This window comes from Pseudomonas fluorescens group sp. PF-1 (assembly GCF_054481335.1).
The window spans coordinates 2,060,145-2,075,717 of the sequence record NZ_JBTMNG010000002.1; the positions used below are offsets into that span (position 1 = coordinate 2,060,145).

The following is a 15,573-nucleotide window of genomic DNA, read 5'->3' on the forward strand; positions in this document are numbered from 1 at the left end:
ATGCACAAGCATCAGGCCAACACTGAACTCTGAAGGTGGATCACTGAACCCAGTGGGAGCAGCTCGAATCTTCAAGTACGCGGCAGGCGAATGACCGCGGTCAGGCCGCCGCCCGGGGTCTCCTCCAGGCTAAGCTGCCCTCCCATCCGTTCCGCGGCCTCGCGGGCGATGGTCATGCCCAGGCCCACGCCGCCGGAATTGCGATTGCGCGAACCTTCCAGGCGAAAGAACGGTTCGAACACCGCTTCGCGTTTCTCCGCCGCGATTCCCGGCCCATGGTCGATGACCCGGACGATCAACTGTTCACGGTGGTCCTCGAGGCTGATCAGCGCTTGCCCGGCGTAACGCAGGGCGTTGTCCATCAGGTTGTTGAGGCATGAGCGCAAGGCCATCGGCTGCACCTGCAGCGGCGCGCAATGACCGCTGGCCTGGACGTCGGCGCCCTGGTCCTGGGCGTTTTCGCTCAGGGACTCAATCAGCGCCTGCACGTCCATCCATTGCGGTGCTTCACTGGTGCGTTGTTCATGCAGGTAGGTGAGGGTGGCGTCGAGCATGCTGATCATGTCGTCCAGGTCCTGACGCATCTGGCCTTGCAACTTATCGTCGTCGATCTGTTCCAGTCGCAGCTTGAGCCGTGACAGCGGGGTGCGCAGGTCGTGGGATACCGCGCCGAGCATGCGCGAGCGCTGTTTCATTTGCTCAATGATGCGCCGCTGCATCTTGTTGAAGGTCTGTGCCGCCTGGCGCGCTTCCAGGGGGCCGGACTCTTCCAGTGGCGGGCTGTCGAGGTTCTCGCTCAAGCGTTCGGCCGCGTCACTGAGGCGCTTGATGGGGCGGCTCAACAATTTGGCGCCATACCAGGCGGCAACGATCAGCGAGATCAACTGAAAGGTCAGCGGCACCAACGGCCCGCCGAACCACGGCCGCGGTGGCCGTTTTTCGAAACGCGGGTCTGGTGCCGGACGTTGTCCGCCGAAATCTTCGGAAAAGGCCGGCGGAGGTGGGGGCGGCGGACTGTAGTAGTGAAACCAGGCAAAAGCCAGCAGGTGCGCCAGGATGATCGCCACCAACAGCACGCCGAACAGGCGGCCGAAGAGCGTATCGAAGCGCCCGCGCATCAGCCGATGTCTCTGGCGTCGAACAGATAACCCTCGCCGCGCACGGTCTTGATCAGTTGCGGCGCTTTGGGATCGTCGCCCAGTTTTTGCCGCAGTCGCGACACCAGCAGGTCAATGCTGCGATCGAAGGCTTCGATCGAACGGCCGCGAGCGGCGTCCAGCAGCTGTTCACGGCTCAGGACCCGGCGCGGGCGTTCGATGAACACCCACAACAGGCGGAACTCGGCGTTGGACAGCGGAACGACCAAGCCATCGGCCGCGATCAACTGGCGCAGCACGCTGTTCAAGCGCCAGTTGTCGAAACGGATATTGGCCCGTTGTTCGGTGCGGTCGTCACGCACCCGGCGCAGGATGGTCTGGATGCGCGCCACCAGTTCCCGGGGTTCGAACGGTTTGGCCATGTAGTCGTCGGCACCCAGTTCCAGGCCGATGATCCGGTCGGTGGGTTCGCAGCGGGCGGTGAGCATCAGAATCGGGATGTCTGACTCGGCACGTAGCCAGCGGCACAGCGACAGACCGTCTTCGCCGGGCAGCATCAGGTCGAGCACTACCACATCAAAATGTTCCGCTTGCATCGCCAGGCGCATGGCGGCGCCATCGGTGACGCCGCTGGCATGGATGTTGAACCGGGCCAGGTAGTCGATCATCAGTTCGCGGATCGGGACGTCATCGTCGACGATCAGGGCGCGAATGCTCCAGCGTTTGTCGTCGCCGGGCGCTTTTTGATCGTCGTTCAAGGGGGCTTGGGTGCTGTGCATGCGTGCGATTATCTGCCAGGTAGGCTGCCAACCACAAAGATAGGCGGCGAGGTTGTGGCTCCAGCATAGGCGTCCGGCCCGGGGGCGGGAAGTGCTGTAAGGACGTGTTGCGGCTGCCGAGGGTAGCGGGCAAGGGTGTTGTGGACGTGTCGTGTATGTACCGGGCTCGACACAATTGGGCCAGCGGCTAGGATTGCGTGAGCGTTCTCGACGATTTACCGATCATCGGGTCCCGCAGTGGCGCTGCTTCCGCTACAATGCGCGCCGATTTCGACTTGCCTGAGAGCCCACTCATGTCCGCCTGCCAGACTCCTATCATCGTCGCCCTGGATTTCCCTACCCGTGACGCCGCACTGAAGCTGGCCGATCAGTTGGACCCGAAACTGTGCCGGGTCAAAGTCGGTAAAGAACTGTTCACCAGCTGCGCATCGGAAATCGTCGGCACCCTGCGCGACAAGGGTTTCGACGTGTTCCTGGACCTCAAATTCCATGATATTCCCAACACCACCGCCATGGCCGTCAAGGCCGCTGCGGAGATGGGCGTGTGGATGGTCAACGTGCATTGCTCCGGTGGCCTGCGCATGATGGCGGCCTGCCGTGAAGTGCTGGACAAGCGCACTGGCCCGCAACCGCTGTTGATCGGCGTGACCGTGTTGACCAGCATGGAGCGTGAGGACCTGGCGGGTATCGGCCTGGATATCGAGCCGCAGGAGCAGGTCCTGCGCCTGGCCGCGCTGGCGGAAAAAGCCGGGATGGACGGTCTGGTGTGCTCGGCGCTGGAAGCCCAGGCCCTGAAGTCGGCACATCCGTCGTTGAAGCTGGTGACACCGGGCATTCGTCCGGCGGGCAGTTCCCAGGACGATCAGCGCCGCATCCTGACCCCGCGCCAGGCACTGGACGCCGGTTCCGACTACCTGGTGATCGGCCGTCCGATCAGCCAGGCGGCTGATCCGGCGAAGGCGTTGGCTTCGGTGGTGGCCGAACTCGCCTAATACCGCTGAAGCGGTGGGAGCGAGCCTGCTCGCTCCCACCGTTGTTTTGAGGTCATTTCAAGCGCTGGGTTAAACCTTCAGCACCAATTTCCCGAAATTCTCCCCGCTGAACAACTTCATCAGCGTCTCCGGGAACGTTTCCAGTCCTTCGACGATGTCTTCCTTGCTCTTGAGCTGCCCCTTGGCCATCCAGCCGGCCATTTCCTGTCCGGCGGCGGCGAACTGTGCGGCGTAGTCCATCACCACAAAGCCTTCCATGCGCGCGCGATTGACCAGCAGCGACAGGTAGTTCGCCGGGCCTTTGACCGCTTCCTTGTTGTTGTACTGGCTGATGGCGCCGCAGATCACCACCCGCGCCTTCAGGTTCAAGCGGCTCAGCACCGCGTCGAGAATGTCGCCACCGACGTTATCGAAATACACGTCGACGCCTTTCGGGCATTCGCGTTTGAGCCCGGCGATGACGTCTTCGTTCTTGTAGTCGATGGCGCCGTCGAAGCCCAGTTCATCGATCAGGAACTGGCATTTATCCGCACCGCCGGCGATGCCGACCACCCGACAACCTTTGATCTTGGCGATTTGCCCGGCAATGCTGCCCACCGCGCCGGCCGCGCCTGACAACACCACGGTGTCACCGGCCTTCGGGGCGCCGACGTCGAGCAGGGCGAAGTAAGCGGTCATGCCGGTCATGCCCAGGGCGGACAAGTAGCGCGGCAGCGGTGCCAGTTTCGGATCGACCTTGTAGAAACCGCGCGGTTCGCCGAGGAAGTAATCCTGCACACCCAGGGCACCGTTGACGTAGTCCCCGACCGCAAACCCGGGATTGTTCGAGGCAACGACCTTGCCTACACCCAAGGCGCGCATGACTTCACCCAGGCCCACCGGCGGGATGTAGGACTTGCCTTCGTTCATCCAGCCACGCATGGCCGGGTCGAGGGACAGGTATTCGTTTTTGACCAGGATCTGACCCGCAGCCGGCTCGCCGACCGGTACTTCCTGATAGGTGAACGTCTCGCGGGTTGCCGGGCCTACGGGGCGTTTGGCGAGCAGGAACTGGCGATTGGTCTGGGTAGTCATGACAGGCACTCAAGATGAATGAAGCCTTGTTGATAGCCCCTCAAGTGCATTGCCGCAAGTTCGGCTGATGCGGCGAATGCAGGCCGATCCAGTGCAGTGATAGTTGGTACGGCTGTTCCATCACTGCCACTCATGGGCTGGCAACTGGCCTCTTGATAGTGCTGCCGTGCCCGGGACCGCTATGGCTAGACTGGGCAAACACGATCTCCCGCACATCTCTCTTCGAGGACATAACAATGAGCATGACCTTTTCCGGCAAGGTCGCCGTCGTCACGGGCGCGGCCAATGGTATCGGCCGCGCGACCGCCCAGGCATTCGCCGCCGAAGGCTTGAAGGTGGTGGTGGCCGATATGGACACGGCGGGGGGCGAGGGCACGGTGGCGCTGATTCGTACGGCGGGCGGCGAAGCGACGTTCGTGCGCTGCAACGTCACCGTGGAAAGCGATGTGAAAAACCTGATGGATGAGGTAGTGAATACCTACGGCCGTCTCGACTATGCCTTCAACAATGCCGGTATCGAGATCGAGAAGGGCAAACTGGCTGAAGGCACGATCGACGAGTTCGACGCGATCATGGGCGTCAATGTCAAAGGCGTCTGGCTGTGCATGAAATACCAGTTGCCGTTGCTGCTGGCCCAGGGTGGCGGTGCGATCGTCAACACGGCGTCGGTGGCTGGCCTCGGAGCGGCGCCGAAGATGAGCATCTACGCGGCTTCGAAGCACGCGGTAATCGGTCTGACCAAATCGGCGGCCATTGAATACGCCAAGAAAAAGATCCGGGTCAACGCGGTGTGCCCGGCGGTGATCGACACCGACATGTTCCGCCGCGCTTATGAGGCCGATCCAAAGAAAGGCGAGTTCGCCAATGCCATGCACCCGGTCGGTCGCATTGGCAAGGTCGAGGAAATCGCCAGTGCGGTGTTGTACCTGTGCAGCGACGGCGCGGCGTTCACCACCGGGCACTCGTTGGCCGTGGATGGCGGTGTCACGGCTTTTTAAGGCCGGATTTTTTTCAACACACCACTCCAAACCGGTGGAAGCGAGCCTGCTCGCGACCAGGAAGTGTCAGTCGACATTTGTGTTGCCTGGCGCACCCTGATGGCGAGCGAGTTTGCCCACCGGTTTTTCATTGGCCTCAGGTTCCGCCAAAGGCCGGGCGATATGTTTCAAATCGTTAGAACCGAGGATTTTGGCGGCGTTGTCGCACATTCCATCGCGCGCTCCTGTGATTAACTGCTCCTGCAAAACGAACAGGAGTTTGCTTGCTCATGGAGTTGAGAATCGATCGACAGGCTTTGGTGCCGATTGTGCAGCAAATTGTCGATGCACTGACCTGCTGGCTTCGTTGTAACGGTGTGCCGCCGGGCGTACGTTTGCCTTCGGTGCGGCAAATCGCGCGAATCAATCTGCTCAGTCAATCAAGTGTCGTTGAGGCCTGCGAACGTCTGGTGGCGCAAGGTGTACTGGTGTCGCGTCATGGCAGCGTTTTTTTCGTCGCCGCTGTGCACTCGGCCGGTCAGGGGCAACAGGGCGCATCATGGTTAGAAGGGACACAAATCAATCAAGGCTCGTTATTGGGCGAGTTGAAACTGGGTTGCGGTGGACTGCCCGAAAGCTGGCGCGAGACGGACGACCTGAGTTACGCAATCCGCGAGGTCAGTCGTACCGACATGGCCGGGTTGTTCAACTACAGCACGCCGCTGGGCTTGCCCTTCCTGCGCCAACAGATCCTCAAGCGCCTGAACAAACTGGATATCAAGGTGGACGACAGTCGAATCCTGACCACCACGGGTGCGAGTCAGGGCTTGGACCTGATCGTGCGAACCTTCTTCAAGCCGGGCGATTGTGCAGTGGTGGAAAGTCCCGGTTATCCCCTGCTGTTCGATCTGCTCAGGCTGCACGGGGTGAACTTGCTCGAAATGCCGCGAACCCCCTGTGGTCCGGACGTCACAGCGCTGGAGACGCTGTTGCTCAAGCATCAGCCGCGTGGAGTGTTCATCAATAGTTTCTGCCACAACCCGACGGGCAGCAGCCTGGCGCCAAAAGTGGCGCTGCAAGTGCTGCAGTTGGCGAACAAGCATGGCGTGCTGGTCATCGAGGATGATGTCTATGCGGACCTGCACTGTGGCCCCGGTGTTCGGCTGGCTGCGCTGGATGACGGTGTGCTCTATGTTGGCAGTTACTCCAAGACCCTCAGCAGTTCTCTGCGGGTCGGCTTTGTGGTGGCGGGTGTCGAGGCGATTGCGCGACTGGCGCAGGTCAAGATGATCAGCAGCATGGGAACGTCGCTGTTTGGTGAATCGGTGCTGGCCTGTCTGTTGGCCAACGGCGCATACCGTAAGTTGGTGCAACGCCAGCGCCAGCGCTTGAACGGTCACAGGCTGGCGGCGTTACAGTTGCTCGAAGACGCTGACTGGGAGGTGTTCGGTAAGCCCGTCGGTGGCCTGTTCATCTGGGCGCGATCACGGATGTCCGACTACGCTCATGTGCGGACCCAGGCGCAGCGCTTTGGTGTCTTGCTGTCATCGAAGACGGCCTTCAGCCCCAGCGGTGCGGCCAATGACTGGCAACGCATCAATGTGGCCTTTGCCTGTGATCCGCAAGCCAGGGCTTTTTTTCAGTCCACCGCTCCGGATCGACCTCAAGCGTTCTGAAAACGACGTGGGCGTAGCTTTTTGCCATTATTCCGACGCCAGAGACTTGTGTTGCTACAGGCCCGTTGCGAATCTGCGTCTATTGATTCTGGCAGGGGACTAAGTGCAATGATTTCGGCCGTGCAAGGACGTTTTGCCAACCTCGGGATGGCAAAAAAACTGGGTATCGGGTTTGTGCTGGTGCTGTTGTTGACCGCCCTGGTTGCGGGTATCGGCGTCTGGTCCCTGCAAACCATCAGTCATCGTTTCGACGGGCTCAAGCAGATGTCATTGCTCAACAGCGGTTTGTTGAAGGTGCGACTGCTGGAGCAGGAATACGCCTTGCGCGGTAATCCGAAAACCGCCGATGCCTTGCACGAAGGGGTCGATGGGCTGATCGCCCTGGCTACCCAGCTCAAGGCGCAGTCGGCGGCCAATGTGCCGGTCATGACGGACGTCGAGCAGTCCCTGGGGGCTTACCGCAAGGCTTTCGACGAGTTCGTTTCGCTCAGTCAGGCCAAGGACCTGGCGCTGGAAATGGCCAGTTGGTCGGTGTCCAGCGTGGCCAACAATCTTGATGTGCTGCAGTCCGGTCTCGCCGATGACGGCGCCTATACCTTGAAGGACTCCGAAGGCAAGGACGGCGCGCAGTTCATCGAACAAGCCAGTCAAGTCAGCCAGGTGTCGCGCTTGATGCTGCAAGCCATGAATGAAGCCCGTGTGCGTCTGGACCAGAGCCGCAAGGGTGACGACAGCGCGGGGCAGGGCAAGATCGAACAGGCCAGTCAAGCACTGACCCAGGCCGAGCAGCTTAAAACCTCGGTCAAGGATGAAGGCTACCGTACCGTGCTCAATGAAGTGACCGGTCACATCGCCAGTTTCAGTGACAAGCTCGCTGAGTACACCGGACTGCTGGAGCAGGAAAAGACCGTCTACCAGCAGCTGCATCAACGGGCTGACCAAGTGGTGGCGCGAGTGGACCAGGCCTATGCGGCCGAAGATCAGTCGATGCAGGCCGAACTGAAAAAGAACTCGCTGTTGATCATCGGTTCCTCGGCACTGGCGTTGCTGGTCGGGCTGGTGGCGGCCTGGGTGATTACCCGCTTGATCGTGGGCCCGCTGCGCAGTGTGATCCGTGTGGCGCAGCAGATCGCCTCGGGGGATTTGAGCGCCACGGTCGAGGTGACTCGCCGCGACGAGATCGGTCAATTGATGCAGGCCATGCAGCAGATGGGGGAAGGGCTGAGCCATATCGTCAGCGGCTTGCAGGCCGGGATCGAGCAACTGGCAACGTCAGCGCAATCGCTGTCCGCCGTGACGGAGCAGACCAACCTCGAAGTCAGCAGCCAAAAGGAAGAAACCGAGCAGGTCGCCACGGCCATGAATCAGATGACCGCTACCGTGCACGACGTAGCACGCAACGCGGAAGAGGCTGCGCAAGCCGCGCAAACGGCCGACGGCAAGGTTGAAAGTGGGCAACAGGTGGTGCGCCAGAGCATGGCGCGGATCGAGCAATTGGCGGACTCGGCCACCTCGGCCAGTTCCAGCATCGAAAGCCTGAGTGCGGAAATCCAGAACATCGGCACTGTGCTCAGTGTCATCAAGAGTGTGGCTGAGCAGACCAACCTGCTGGCGCTCAACGCTGCCATCGAGGCGGCGCGGGCCGGGGAGCAGGGCAGGGGGTTTGCGGTGGTGGCCGATGAAGTGCGGGCTCTGGCCAAGCGCACCCAACAATCGACCGAAGAGATAGAACGGCTGGTCAGCGCTTTGCGTACGGCAGCACAGGCATCGGTGCAACAGATTCAGAGCAGTGGCGAGCTGGTGAAGCTGGCGGTGAGCGATGCGCTGCAGACCGAGAGTGCGCTCGGCAGCATTGCCTCGGCGGTGTCCTTGATTCAGCAGATGAACCAGCAGATCGCCGCCGCTGCCGAGGAGCAGAGTTCCGTGGCCGAGGAGATCAACCGCAGTGTCACGAGTATTCGTGCCAGTGCGGATCAGTCTTCGTTGGCGATGCAGGGGAATGCGGCGTCCAGTATCGAGCTGGCGCAGTTGGGGGTTGAGCTTAAGGGGATGGTGGGGCATTTCAGGCTCTGAGGGGCTCCTGCAGGTAATGCGTCATCCCTGCTCCCCGGAACATGAACCAAAAAAAGCCACCTTTCACGGTAATGCTGTTCACTTAAGCATTTGAGTCCAAACCGGGCTTCATCGAAAATCCGATGCCAGACCTCTGGCATCGGATTTTTTATGTCTGTTCAACAGGACCTGCTCGACCTCGGCGACCTTTTCAACTTCTGCGACCTGAGCACTTTTACTCAAAACATTCCCCTTGAATGGGTAGCGTCTGCACTGGATTTGTCGAGTCAGGCGACCATTCGCCGGCGTCGTCTGCCCGCTGATCAAGTGCTTTGGTTGGTCTTGGGGATGGCGCTATTTCGAGATGAGCCCGTTCACGAAGTGGCCAGACGCCTGAATATCTGCGCCCAAGGTCTGGCTTCTGACCACTTGTTGGCCCGCAGCGGTGTGACCGAGGCGCGAAAGCGGCTCGGTGCCGATCCTGTTGAGTGGCTGTTTCGCAAGACCGGTACTCAATGGGGGGCAGAGCGCTACGACGATGATGCCTGGCACGACCTGCAGGTATTCGCGGTGGACGGTGCACTTTTACGCACCCCGGATACGCCCGAGCTTCGGGACCACTTCGGGTCGGGAAATACTCCGAGTGAGCGCCAGACACCGTTTCCCATGCTGCGTCTGGTGGCGCTGATGAATGTGCGTTCGCATGTGATCCTGGATGCGCAATTGAGCCCTTACCGACGCAGTGAAATGCGCTTGGCCGACGAGTTTTTGCAGCAGATTCCCGACCACTCGGTGACGCTGTTCGACAAAGGGTTCTGGGGCGCCGAGCTGCTGTCGAGTCTGAGCAGCGCGGGTAGCAACCGTCACTGGTTGATCCCGGCAAAAAAAGGACTGGTCTGCGAAGAAGTGACCCGCTACAGCCAGCATGATCGTTTGGTGCGCATGAAAGTCTCGCCGCAGGCCAGAAAGCGAAATCCGGCCCTTCCATCGCACTGGGAGGTACGTGAAGTCAGCTATGAAATTCAAGGCAAGGTGAAGACCGTCATGACGTCCTTGCCGGTTGACACCTACAACGCCAAAGCCGTGGCCAAGCTTTATCAGGAACGCTGGGAGATCGAGCTGGGCTTCAGAGACATCAAGAGTTCGATGCAACAGAACGCCATGACCTTGCGCAGCAAAAAAGTCGAGCTGATTTATCAGGAGGTGTGGGGACTTTTGCTGGCTTACAACGTAATTCGTCGGGAAGCCAGTCAGGCAGCGGTGGCGTTTGGCCGAGCGCCCTCGGACATCCGTTTCAAACCGGCTTGTCAGTACATCGCGGTGCAATTGATTGTGATGGCAGCGGCCAACCCGATTTCAGCCACAGGGAGACGCTTGGCAGAGTTAAGGGCAGGTATTGGAGGATTGTTTCTGGATCACCGTCCAAGGCCTTCGAGGCCAAGGACGGTGAAGATCTCAAAAACCCGATTTCCAGTAGACCGTAAGGCTGCTCCACTTAAGTGAACAGCATTAACCTTTCACGGTGGCTTTTTTGCGTTTGCTTGGTGATCAGTCGTAAATCACTTTTTTCTTCCAGTCCGCATCTGCCTCGACGTCTTTGAGGCCTTCGGTCAATTGGTTCACTTCGCCTTCTACCGGCGCGATGCGGTCCATGACCTGGTCGTTGGCGCGGGCCAGGAGTTTTTCCAGGTATTCCAATTGTTCGGCATAGACCTGTGGCTCCTGCTGTTTGCGCAGGTATTGCACGCCGCGTTCGAATGCCAGGCGCGCCTGGCCAGGCTGGTTCTGTTGCAGGGAGTGCTGGCCGAGGTTGTTGAAGAATTCAATGTGCAGCAACACCAGAATATGGCGCACCTCGCGGATCCAGCGCTTGGCCTCAGTGGGCGGCAGGAAGCCATCCTGCGCCGCGCGGGTGATCTGGCCGTGCAGGGCTTCGAGCAGGAAACGCACGTCCTTGGCCTTGGCTTCGGTCAGGATCGGTGCCGGTGGGTTGTTGACTGGTATCCCTTCGCCCAAGGCCATCAGTACCTCCAGTTCGGCAATCCGCACCTTGAGATTGGAACTGGTTTTTTCCAGACTCAGCAGACGCTGGCAGACGTTCATTTCCAGGCGAGTCAACAGCAGCTTGAGCGCCGGTGTCATAAACTGGCCAGGGAAGGTCTCGGTAATCTCGCCGCAACGACGCAGGCGATCATTGAGTTCAATCTTGGTACGGGCCCTTTCCACCTTGTTGTTTTCCACCACATGGTTGATGTAGCCAATGGCGATCAATAGTGCGATCCCTGCTACGACGAACAGGGTGATCATGAGTGGTGTCACCGGTAAGACCTCTTTATAGGGTTCGCGTCCGAGTTTAGTGGCTTGGCATTTAAGCGCCTAGGGCCGCTCGACGAGTTGGATCGGCGTGGCTCAACCTGTATCGGTCAGACCCTGCTTATATGAATACTGGCACCTCCTGAGCAAATTGCCATCATTCATGCCATGGACTATAACGTCTTGGCGGGTGTCAGAATATAGGCGCCAAACACCGGGCGGCGGAAAATCCGGATTGGTGCCGAAAAGCAGGGCGAAGTCATTGATTTAAATAAATTTATATCAGGGGGTTGACGACCTTCCAATCCATCCATAGAATGCGCGCCACTTGCAGCGTAAAGCACACAGCGAAACGAAGCAGGGAGTGAATGTTGTAGCGTGTCCCCTTCGTCTAGTGGCCTAGGACACCGCCCTTTCACGGCGGTAACAGGGGTTCGAGTCCCCTAGGGGACGCCAATGCGGGAATAGCTCAGTTGGTAGAGCACGACCTTGCCAAGGTCGGGGTCGCGAGTTCGAGTCTCGTTTCCCGCTCCATTTTTAAACAGCGTTGCTTTCGGGCAGGGCTGAGTGAAACCAGAACCAAGTCTTCGGATGCGGATCTGGGCACCGAAACACACACCATGTGTTCCGGGTAGCGTGTCCCCTTCGTCTAGTGGCCTAGGACACCGCCCTTTCACGGCGGTAACAGGGGTTCGAGTCCCCTAGGGGACGCCATTTGCGGGAATAGCTCAGTTGGTAGAGCACGACCTTGCCAAGGTCGGGGTCGCGAGTTCGAGTCTCGTTTCCCGCTCCATATTTAACGAAAACGCCGCTCATTGAGCGGCGTTTTTGTTTGTGCATGATTTATCTGCGATATAGAAAAAAGGCCCGCCAGTCTGACTGAGCGGGCCTTTTGCGTGGTCGGGATTTACATCGACAGAATCAGCCTGCCGGCGAACAGGATCAGGACCACCCCCATGGTGCGTTCAAACCAGTGTCCCATGCGCATGAACAACAATCGCACCCGCGCACTGGAAAAGAACAGTGCAACGATGACAAACCACAATGCGTTTACGAAACACATCCAGACTCCGTACAGCGCCTGAATCTTCAGTGGGGTCGTGGCGCTGATGAGGGTGGTAAAAATCGCCAGGAAAAACAGAGTGGCTTTGGGGTTTGAGGCGTTGGTCAGAAAACCGGTGGTGAAGGCTTTCAGCATCGTTTGCTCGACGAACGGTTCGTTGGCGTCGTTATTGCCCTCCGCCACGGTTTTCGGTTTGCTGCGCAACAGGCTGACACCGAGGTACAGAATGTAGGCGCCGCCCACGACCTTGGCCACCGTCAATAGCCAGGGAGTGGTGTGCATCAGCGCGCCGACGCCCAACAAGGTGTACAGCACGTGTACTGAAATTCCCGCGCCGATCCCCAATGCCGTGCAAATCCCGATCATCCGGCCGAAACGCACACTCTGGCGAATCGTCACGGCGAAGTCAGGGCCGGGAGCGACCACCGCCAGAAAGTGGATCATCGCCAGCGCCAGAAACTCGCTCAGGTAGTTCGAATACATTTCAACTCCAAAAGGTCAGGGGGGAAGCATTGCCGCGGTAGCCGACAAAGAATGAAAGGCTCAAACGCGGATCCGCCACGCCCGGTGTTACTGAATGCATGCGTCGAGAGTTGAACATGATGAAATCCCCGGGCTCGGGGCGAATTTCCAGGGTTGGCGTGCCTAGAAGAGCTGGGTCGATGCCATAGCTGTCGCCGCGCATTTCGTCGAACCGTTCCGGGGAAACATCGTGGTTCCATATCTGCAGCGCGCCACCGGCAGTGGGCATGCTCAGGTAAATGTTGCAGGCGAACTGCGCTGCCAGGCTTCTGGCCTGAAAGCTGTCGGGGGCGTCCTTGGCGAAAATGTCGTGGTGGGCCAGAAAGCACACGTCTGGTTTCACCACCCGCGACAGGCCAACGTACATCTTGCGGCCGTAGAGGCTCTCCAGGTGTGCGCCGGCCGGCCATGATTCATCGAGCATGCAACGCAGCGTGTCGACCGGGCAGGCATAGGGCGCGCAACGGTTGCGTAACTCTGCGATGTTGCGGGTTGCCCGCTCAAAGTAATCCTCGATCAACCGCGGCCGGTTTTCCGCTTCATAGAACGCCATGCCGATGCGTCCGATGCTCGGTGCGTTGATATAGCCTTCAAAGCCTGGTGCGAGAATCTTTTCACCGATCTGGATGGCCAGCGGCCGGGGTATCCAGCCTTTGACGCGGATGGCGAGGACTTCTTCGTTGGCCAGTTTTTTTATGCACGCCTCATCGAGACGCTCGACGTCAAGCATCATGTCTTAGGTCCATCTATCAGAGAATCAACGAGGCCTGCGAATACAGGCGCCCCGGCGTCAGTCCACGTGGTAGTGAACCGACAGAATCCCTTTCTTCTGTGAAAGGGATGCGATTGTGACTGTGCCCAGATCCTTCAGGCTGCGTACGTGGGTGCCGCCGCAGCCATAGGCGGGCAGTTCACCGAAACCGATCTCCCGGGCGCCTTCGCGTAGCGATGTCAGGCGCGGCAGATCGCGGGCGATCCATTGTTCGATGCCGTGCTGAACCATGGGGGCATCAACGTCTTTTGCCGACTCTGCGGGTTTGAACTGCACACGTCCTTCGCCTGGCCAATGATGGGCCTTGGTCGGCATCCAGCCCATGGCTTGAACAAAGTGGCCGATCAGGTGGCCGGCGGTATGCATACGCGTATTGAACTGACGACGTTGCTCGTCCACCTGGATCGGAGTCATGCCAGGTGTAATCGGTTGGTCGACAAAGTGAATGATCCGGTCGGGATCCTGAACCACGCGCAGTACCTGGCTTTCGCCTATCCATCCGGTGTCGCAGGGCTGCCCGCCACCCTGAGGGTGAAACAGCGTGGCGCGCAGCACCACGGCGAATTCGTTCTCGTGGGGCGTGCATTCCAGGACTTCCACATTGGCCTTGAGGTCATCCCTATGGAAAAAAAGGCGAAGCGTCATATTCAATGCTCGTATAAATGTTTCCACTTTTTATTATATGAAGCCTCGAATTACGTGATAATCCGTTCAAATATCAAAGGACTGTTGCGTTTTGAGCATAAATCTTCCGCTACCGTTGCTCGGTGAAATGGCGATTTTCGTCAAGGTCGTCGAGACCGGCAGCTTCTCCGAGGCAGCCCGGCAATTGGGCACTTCACCTTCGGCGGTGAGCCGTAGCATTTCGCGCCTGGAGAAGGCGCTGGCCACTCGCTTGCTACAACGCACCACGCGCAAATTGCGTTTGAGTGACGGTGGCGAAGAGGTGTTCAAGCGTTGCCGGGAGATGGTCAATGCCGCTCGTTCAGTGATGGAGATCAGTGGTCAGTTTACGGATGAGCCTGAGGGCGTGGTGCGTCTCAGTGTGCCGAAAGCGGTGGGCCGTATCGTGATTCACCCGCATATACCGGAGTTTCTGCGCCGCTATCCCAAAGTGGATGTTGAGTTGTTGCTTGAGGATCGTCAGGTGGATTTGATCGACGATCACGTCGACCTGGCGATTCGCATCACCGATCGGCCCCCTGCGGGCCTGGTGGGGCGGCAGTTACTGACGATTGACCATTTGCTTTGTGCGACGCCGCAGTATCTGGCTGAACACGGAACGCCGACTCATCCCCATGATTTGCTCAACCACAGTTGCATCTACCTGGGTGAAACCCCGAGCGATGCGCGCTGGAAGTTCAAGAAAGGCAGCAAATCAGTCACCGTGGGTGTGCGCGGGCGATACGCCGCCAACCACACGGGTGTCCGTTTTGGCGCCGTTTTACAGCACATCGGTATTGGCAGCCTGCCGTACTTTACGGCGCGCCGTGCCTTGGAGAAGGGGTTGATGGTGCAGGTGCTGCCGGACTGGACCTTCCTGGCGTCCTACCACGGCGGCGCCTGGTTGCTGCATTCGCCCACTCGCTACCTGCCTCCCAAGCTACGGGTGTTGATCGATTACCTGGTGGAGTGCATGGAGAAAGAGCCGACGTTGGGCAAACCCGGTAAGCCGGGCAAGCTGACTACGGCGGTTTCGGAGTATGAATTGCCTGAGAGTGAGGGCTTGTTTTAACGCATTAAAAAGGCCCGCATGGTTGAACAGGCGGGCCTTTGTATGGCTGATCGCGGATCAGTGCTTGCTGTCTTCATTCGACAATGCCAGCAGCTGTTTTTCCTGGTTCCAGTCGAAAGGTTCGTTGTTCTGCTCGGCTTCGAAACGACGTTCTTCCAGGGCCTGGTACAGGTCGATTTCATCGTCGGGCATGTAATGCAGGCAATCGCCGGCGAAGTACCACAGCAAGTCGCGCGGGACCAGGTGGGCGATTTGCGGGTAGCGGGTGATTACCTGACACAGAATGTCCTGGCCCAGGTATTGGCTTTCGATCGGGTCGACCGGCAGCAACGCACGCAATTCGTCGAAGCGCTCCAGGAACAAGGCATGGCTTTCTTCGGGAACCTGGTCGGCCTCACCTACGGCGACCAGGATGCTGCGCAAGTGGTCGAGCAAAACGAGATGATCGGCAACGATGTTGGACACGAGATAAGTCCTCAAGAGCAAAACGGGCGCGGGAGTATAAAGCCCCTGCGCCCTTT

General features: G+C 59.1%; 14 protein-coding genes, 4 tRNA genes and 1 pseudogene. 11 read left to right on the forward strand and 8 right to left on the reverse strand.

Going from position 1 to position 15,573, the window contains the following annotated elements; genetic code table 11:
- Positions 1–71: 71 nt before the first annotated feature.
- Positions 72–1,118: a sensor histidine kinase gene (locus tag ACX3YD_RS24285; protein WP_458961237.1), complete on the reverse strand. Its 1,047-nt coding sequence runs from the start codon at positions 1,116–1,118 to the stop codon at positions 72–74.
- A complete protein-coding gene (locus tag ACX3YD_RS24290; RefSeq protein ID WP_047526906.1) occupies positions 1,118–1,876 on the reverse strand; it encodes a response regulator in 759 nt (252 codons plus the stop codon). The genes ACX3YD_RS24285 and ACX3YD_RS24290 overlap by 1 nt, the downstream gene beginning before the upstream one ends.
- A gap of 293 nt (positions 1,877–2,169) precedes the next feature.
- Here ACX3YD_RS24290 and pyrF point away from each other — a divergent pair, with 293 nt between their 5' ends.
- Complete coding sequence (pyrF, locus tag ACX3YD_RS24295) at positions 2,170–2,868, forward strand: orotidine-5'-phosphate decarboxylase (protein WP_178083177.1); 699 nt, start codon at positions 2,170–2,172, stop codon at positions 2,866–2,868.
- Positions 2,869–2,937: 69 nt separating this feature from the next.
- Here the strand turns inward: pyrF and ACX3YD_RS24300 are convergent, their stop codons facing one another.
- A complete protein-coding gene (locus tag ACX3YD_RS24300; protein WP_103406872.1) occupies positions 2,938–3,942 on the reverse strand; it encodes an NADP-dependent oxidoreductase in 1,005 nt (334 codons plus the stop codon).
- A gap of 236 nt (positions 3,943–4,178) precedes the next feature.
- On the opposite strand from ACX3YD_RS24300, the gene ACX3YD_RS24305 reads away from it, so the two are divergent.
- The 5 genes and pseudogenes from ACX3YD_RS24305 to ACX3YD_RS24325 all read left to right on the forward strand — a co-directional run bounded on the left by ACX3YD_RS24305 (position 4,179) and on the right by ACX3YD_RS24325 (position 10,150).
- Positions 4,179–4,940 carry an SDR family oxidoreductase gene (locus ACX3YD_RS24305; RefSeq protein WP_047526912.1) on the forward strand — a complete coding sequence of 254 codons (762 nt, stop codon included), beginning with the start codon at positions 4,179–4,181 and terminating at the stop codon, positions 4,938–4,940.
- Between the two features lie 269 nt (positions 4,941–5,209).
- Complete coding sequence (locus tag ACX3YD_RS24310; RefSeq protein ID WP_458961238.1) at positions 5,210–6,595, forward strand: aminotransferase-like domain-containing protein; 1,386 nt, start codon at positions 5,210–5,212, stop codon at positions 6,593–6,595.
- A 987-nt stretch (positions 6,596–7,582) separates the two neighbouring features.
- A pseudogene (locus tag ACX3YD_RS24315) lies at positions 7,583–7,810 on the forward strand (HAMP domain-containing protein); the annotation flags it as partial.
- The gene (locus tag ACX3YD_RS24320) at positions 7,805–8,668 is read left to right on the forward strand and encodes a methyl-accepting chemotaxis protein (RefSeq protein WP_448647693.1); all 864 of its coding nucleotides are present in this window, start codon (positions 7,805–7,807) and stop codon (positions 8,666–8,668) included. The pseudogene ACX3YD_RS24315 and the gene ACX3YD_RS24320, both read left to right, overlap by 6 nt.
- Before the next feature lie 150 nt (positions 8,669–8,818).
- Positions 8,819–10,150 (forward strand): IS4 family transposase, encoded by a 1,332-nt coding sequence (locus ACX3YD_RS24325; RefSeq protein ID WP_458959474.1) that lies wholly within the window; start codon positions 8,819–8,821, stop codon positions 10,148–10,150.
- A 45-nt stretch (positions 10,151–10,195) separates the two neighbouring features.
- Here the strand turns inward: ACX3YD_RS24325 and ACX3YD_RS24330 are convergent, their stop codons facing one another.
- Positions 10,196–10,954 (reverse strand): hypothetical protein, encoded by a 759-nt coding sequence (locus ACX3YD_RS24330; RefSeq protein WP_178083176.1) that lies wholly within the window; start codon positions 10,952–10,954, stop codon positions 10,196–10,198.
- 386 nt (positions 10,955–11,340) lie between these two features.
- On the opposite strand from ACX3YD_RS24330, the gene ACX3YD_RS24335 reads away from it, so the two are divergent.
- The 4 genes from ACX3YD_RS24335 (at position 11,341) to ACX3YD_RS24350 (ending at position 11,753) form a co-directional block, all read left to right on the forward strand.
- Positions 11,341–11,416 (forward strand) — tRNA-Glu (locus ACX3YD_RS24335).
- A gap of 2 nt (positions 11,417–11,418) precedes the next feature.
- Positions 11,419–11,494, forward strand: a tRNA-Gly gene (locus ACX3YD_RS24340).
- 104 nt (positions 11,495–11,598) lie between these two features.
- Positions 11,599–11,674: transfer RNA gene (locus tag ACX3YD_RS24345), tRNA-Glu, on the forward strand.
- 3 nt (positions 11,675–11,677) lie between these two features.
- A tRNA-Gly gene (locus tag ACX3YD_RS24350) sits at positions 11,678–11,753 on the forward strand.
- Between the two features lie 114 nt (positions 11,754–11,867).
- Here the strand turns inward: ACX3YD_RS24350 and ACX3YD_RS24355 are convergent.
- From ACX3YD_RS24355 to ACX3YD_RS24365, 3 genes are read right to left on the reverse strand one after another with little or no spacing between them, the layout of a single operon-like run.
- Positions 11,868–12,506, reverse strand: coding sequence for a LysE family translocator (locus ACX3YD_RS24355; protein ID WP_090467743.1), 639 nt, complete (start codon positions 12,504–12,506; stop codon positions 11,868–11,870).
- Between the two features lies 1 nt (position 12,507).
- Positions 12,508–13,278, reverse strand: a complete 771-nt coding sequence (locus ACX3YD_RS24360; RefSeq protein ID WP_103406466.1) for a 2OG-Fe(II) oxygenase — start codon at positions 13,276–13,278, stop codon at positions 12,508–12,510.
- Between the two features lie 57 nt (positions 13,279–13,335).
- Positions 13,336–13,962, reverse strand: coding sequence for an alanyl-tRNA editing protein (locus ACX3YD_RS24365; protein ID WP_458961239.1), 627 nt, complete (start codon positions 13,960–13,962; stop codon positions 13,336–13,338).
- A 91-nt stretch (positions 13,963–14,053) separates the two neighbouring features.
- On the opposite strand from ACX3YD_RS24365, the gene ACX3YD_RS24370 reads away from it, so the two are divergent.
- Entirely contained in the window at positions 14,054–15,052 is a 999-nt protein-coding gene (locus ACX3YD_RS24370; protein WP_103406464.1) for a LysR family transcriptional regulator, read from the forward strand.
- 57 nt (positions 15,053–15,109) lie between these two features.
- Here the strand turns inward: ACX3YD_RS24370 and ACX3YD_RS24375 are convergent, their stop codons facing one another.
- Positions 15,110–15,517, reverse strand: a complete 408-nt coding sequence (locus ACX3YD_RS24375; protein WP_458961240.1) for a PA2817 family protein — start codon at positions 15,515–15,517, stop codon at positions 15,110–15,112.
- Positions 15,518–15,573 lie beyond the last annotated feature (56 nt).

What these genes read in the sequence shown, in the direction of transcription:
- ACX3YD_RS24285 (WP_458961237.1), bottom strand. Translation starts at nt 1,118, where the DNA reads ATGCGCGGGCGCTTCGATACGCTCTTCGGCCGCCTGTTCGGCGTGCTG.
- ACX3YD_RS24290 (WP_047526906.1), bottom strand. Translation starts at nt 1,876, where the DNA reads ATGCACAGCACCCAAGCCCCCTTGAACGACGATCAAAAAGCGCCCGGC.
- pyrF (WP_178083177.1), top strand. Translation starts at nt 2,170, where the DNA reads ATGTCCGCCTGCCAGACTCCTATCATCGTCGCCCTGGATTTCCCTACC.
- ACX3YD_RS24300 (WP_103406872.1), bottom strand. Translation starts at nt 3,942, where the DNA reads ATGACTACCCAGACCAATCGCCAGTTCCTGCTCGCCAAACGCCCCGTA.
- ACX3YD_RS24305 (WP_047526912.1), top strand. Translation starts at nt 4,179, where the DNA reads ATGAGCATGACCTTTTCCGGCAAGGTCGCCGTCGTCACGGGCGCGGCC.
- ACX3YD_RS24310 (WP_458961238.1), top strand. Translation starts at nt 5,210, where the DNA reads ATGGAGTTGAGAATCGATCGACAGGCTTTGGTGCCGATTGTGCAGCAA.
- ACX3YD_RS24320 (WP_448647693.1), top strand. Translation starts at nt 7,805, where the DNA reads ATGGGGGAAGGGCTGAGCCATATCGTCAGCGGCTTGCAGGCCGGGATC.
- ACX3YD_RS24325 (WP_458959474.1), top strand. Translation starts at nt 8,819, where the DNA reads ATGTCTGTTCAACAGGACCTGCTCGACCTCGGCGACCTTTTCAACTTC.
- ACX3YD_RS24330 (WP_178083176.1), bottom strand. Translation starts at nt 10,954, where the DNA reads ATGATCACCCTGTTCGTCGTAGCAGGGATCGCACTATTGATCGCCATT.
- ACX3YD_RS24355 (WP_090467743.1), bottom strand. Translation starts at nt 12,506, where the DNA reads ATGTATTCGAACTACCTGAGCGAGTTTCTGGCGCTGGCGATGATCCAC.
- ACX3YD_RS24360 (WP_103406466.1), bottom strand. Translation starts at nt 13,278, where the DNA reads ATGATGCTTGACGTCGAGCGTCTCGATGAGGCGTGCATAAAAAAACTG.
- ACX3YD_RS24365 (WP_458961239.1), bottom strand. Translation starts at nt 13,962, where the DNA reads ATGACGCTTCGCCTTTTTTTCCATAGGGATGACCTCAAGGCCAATGTG.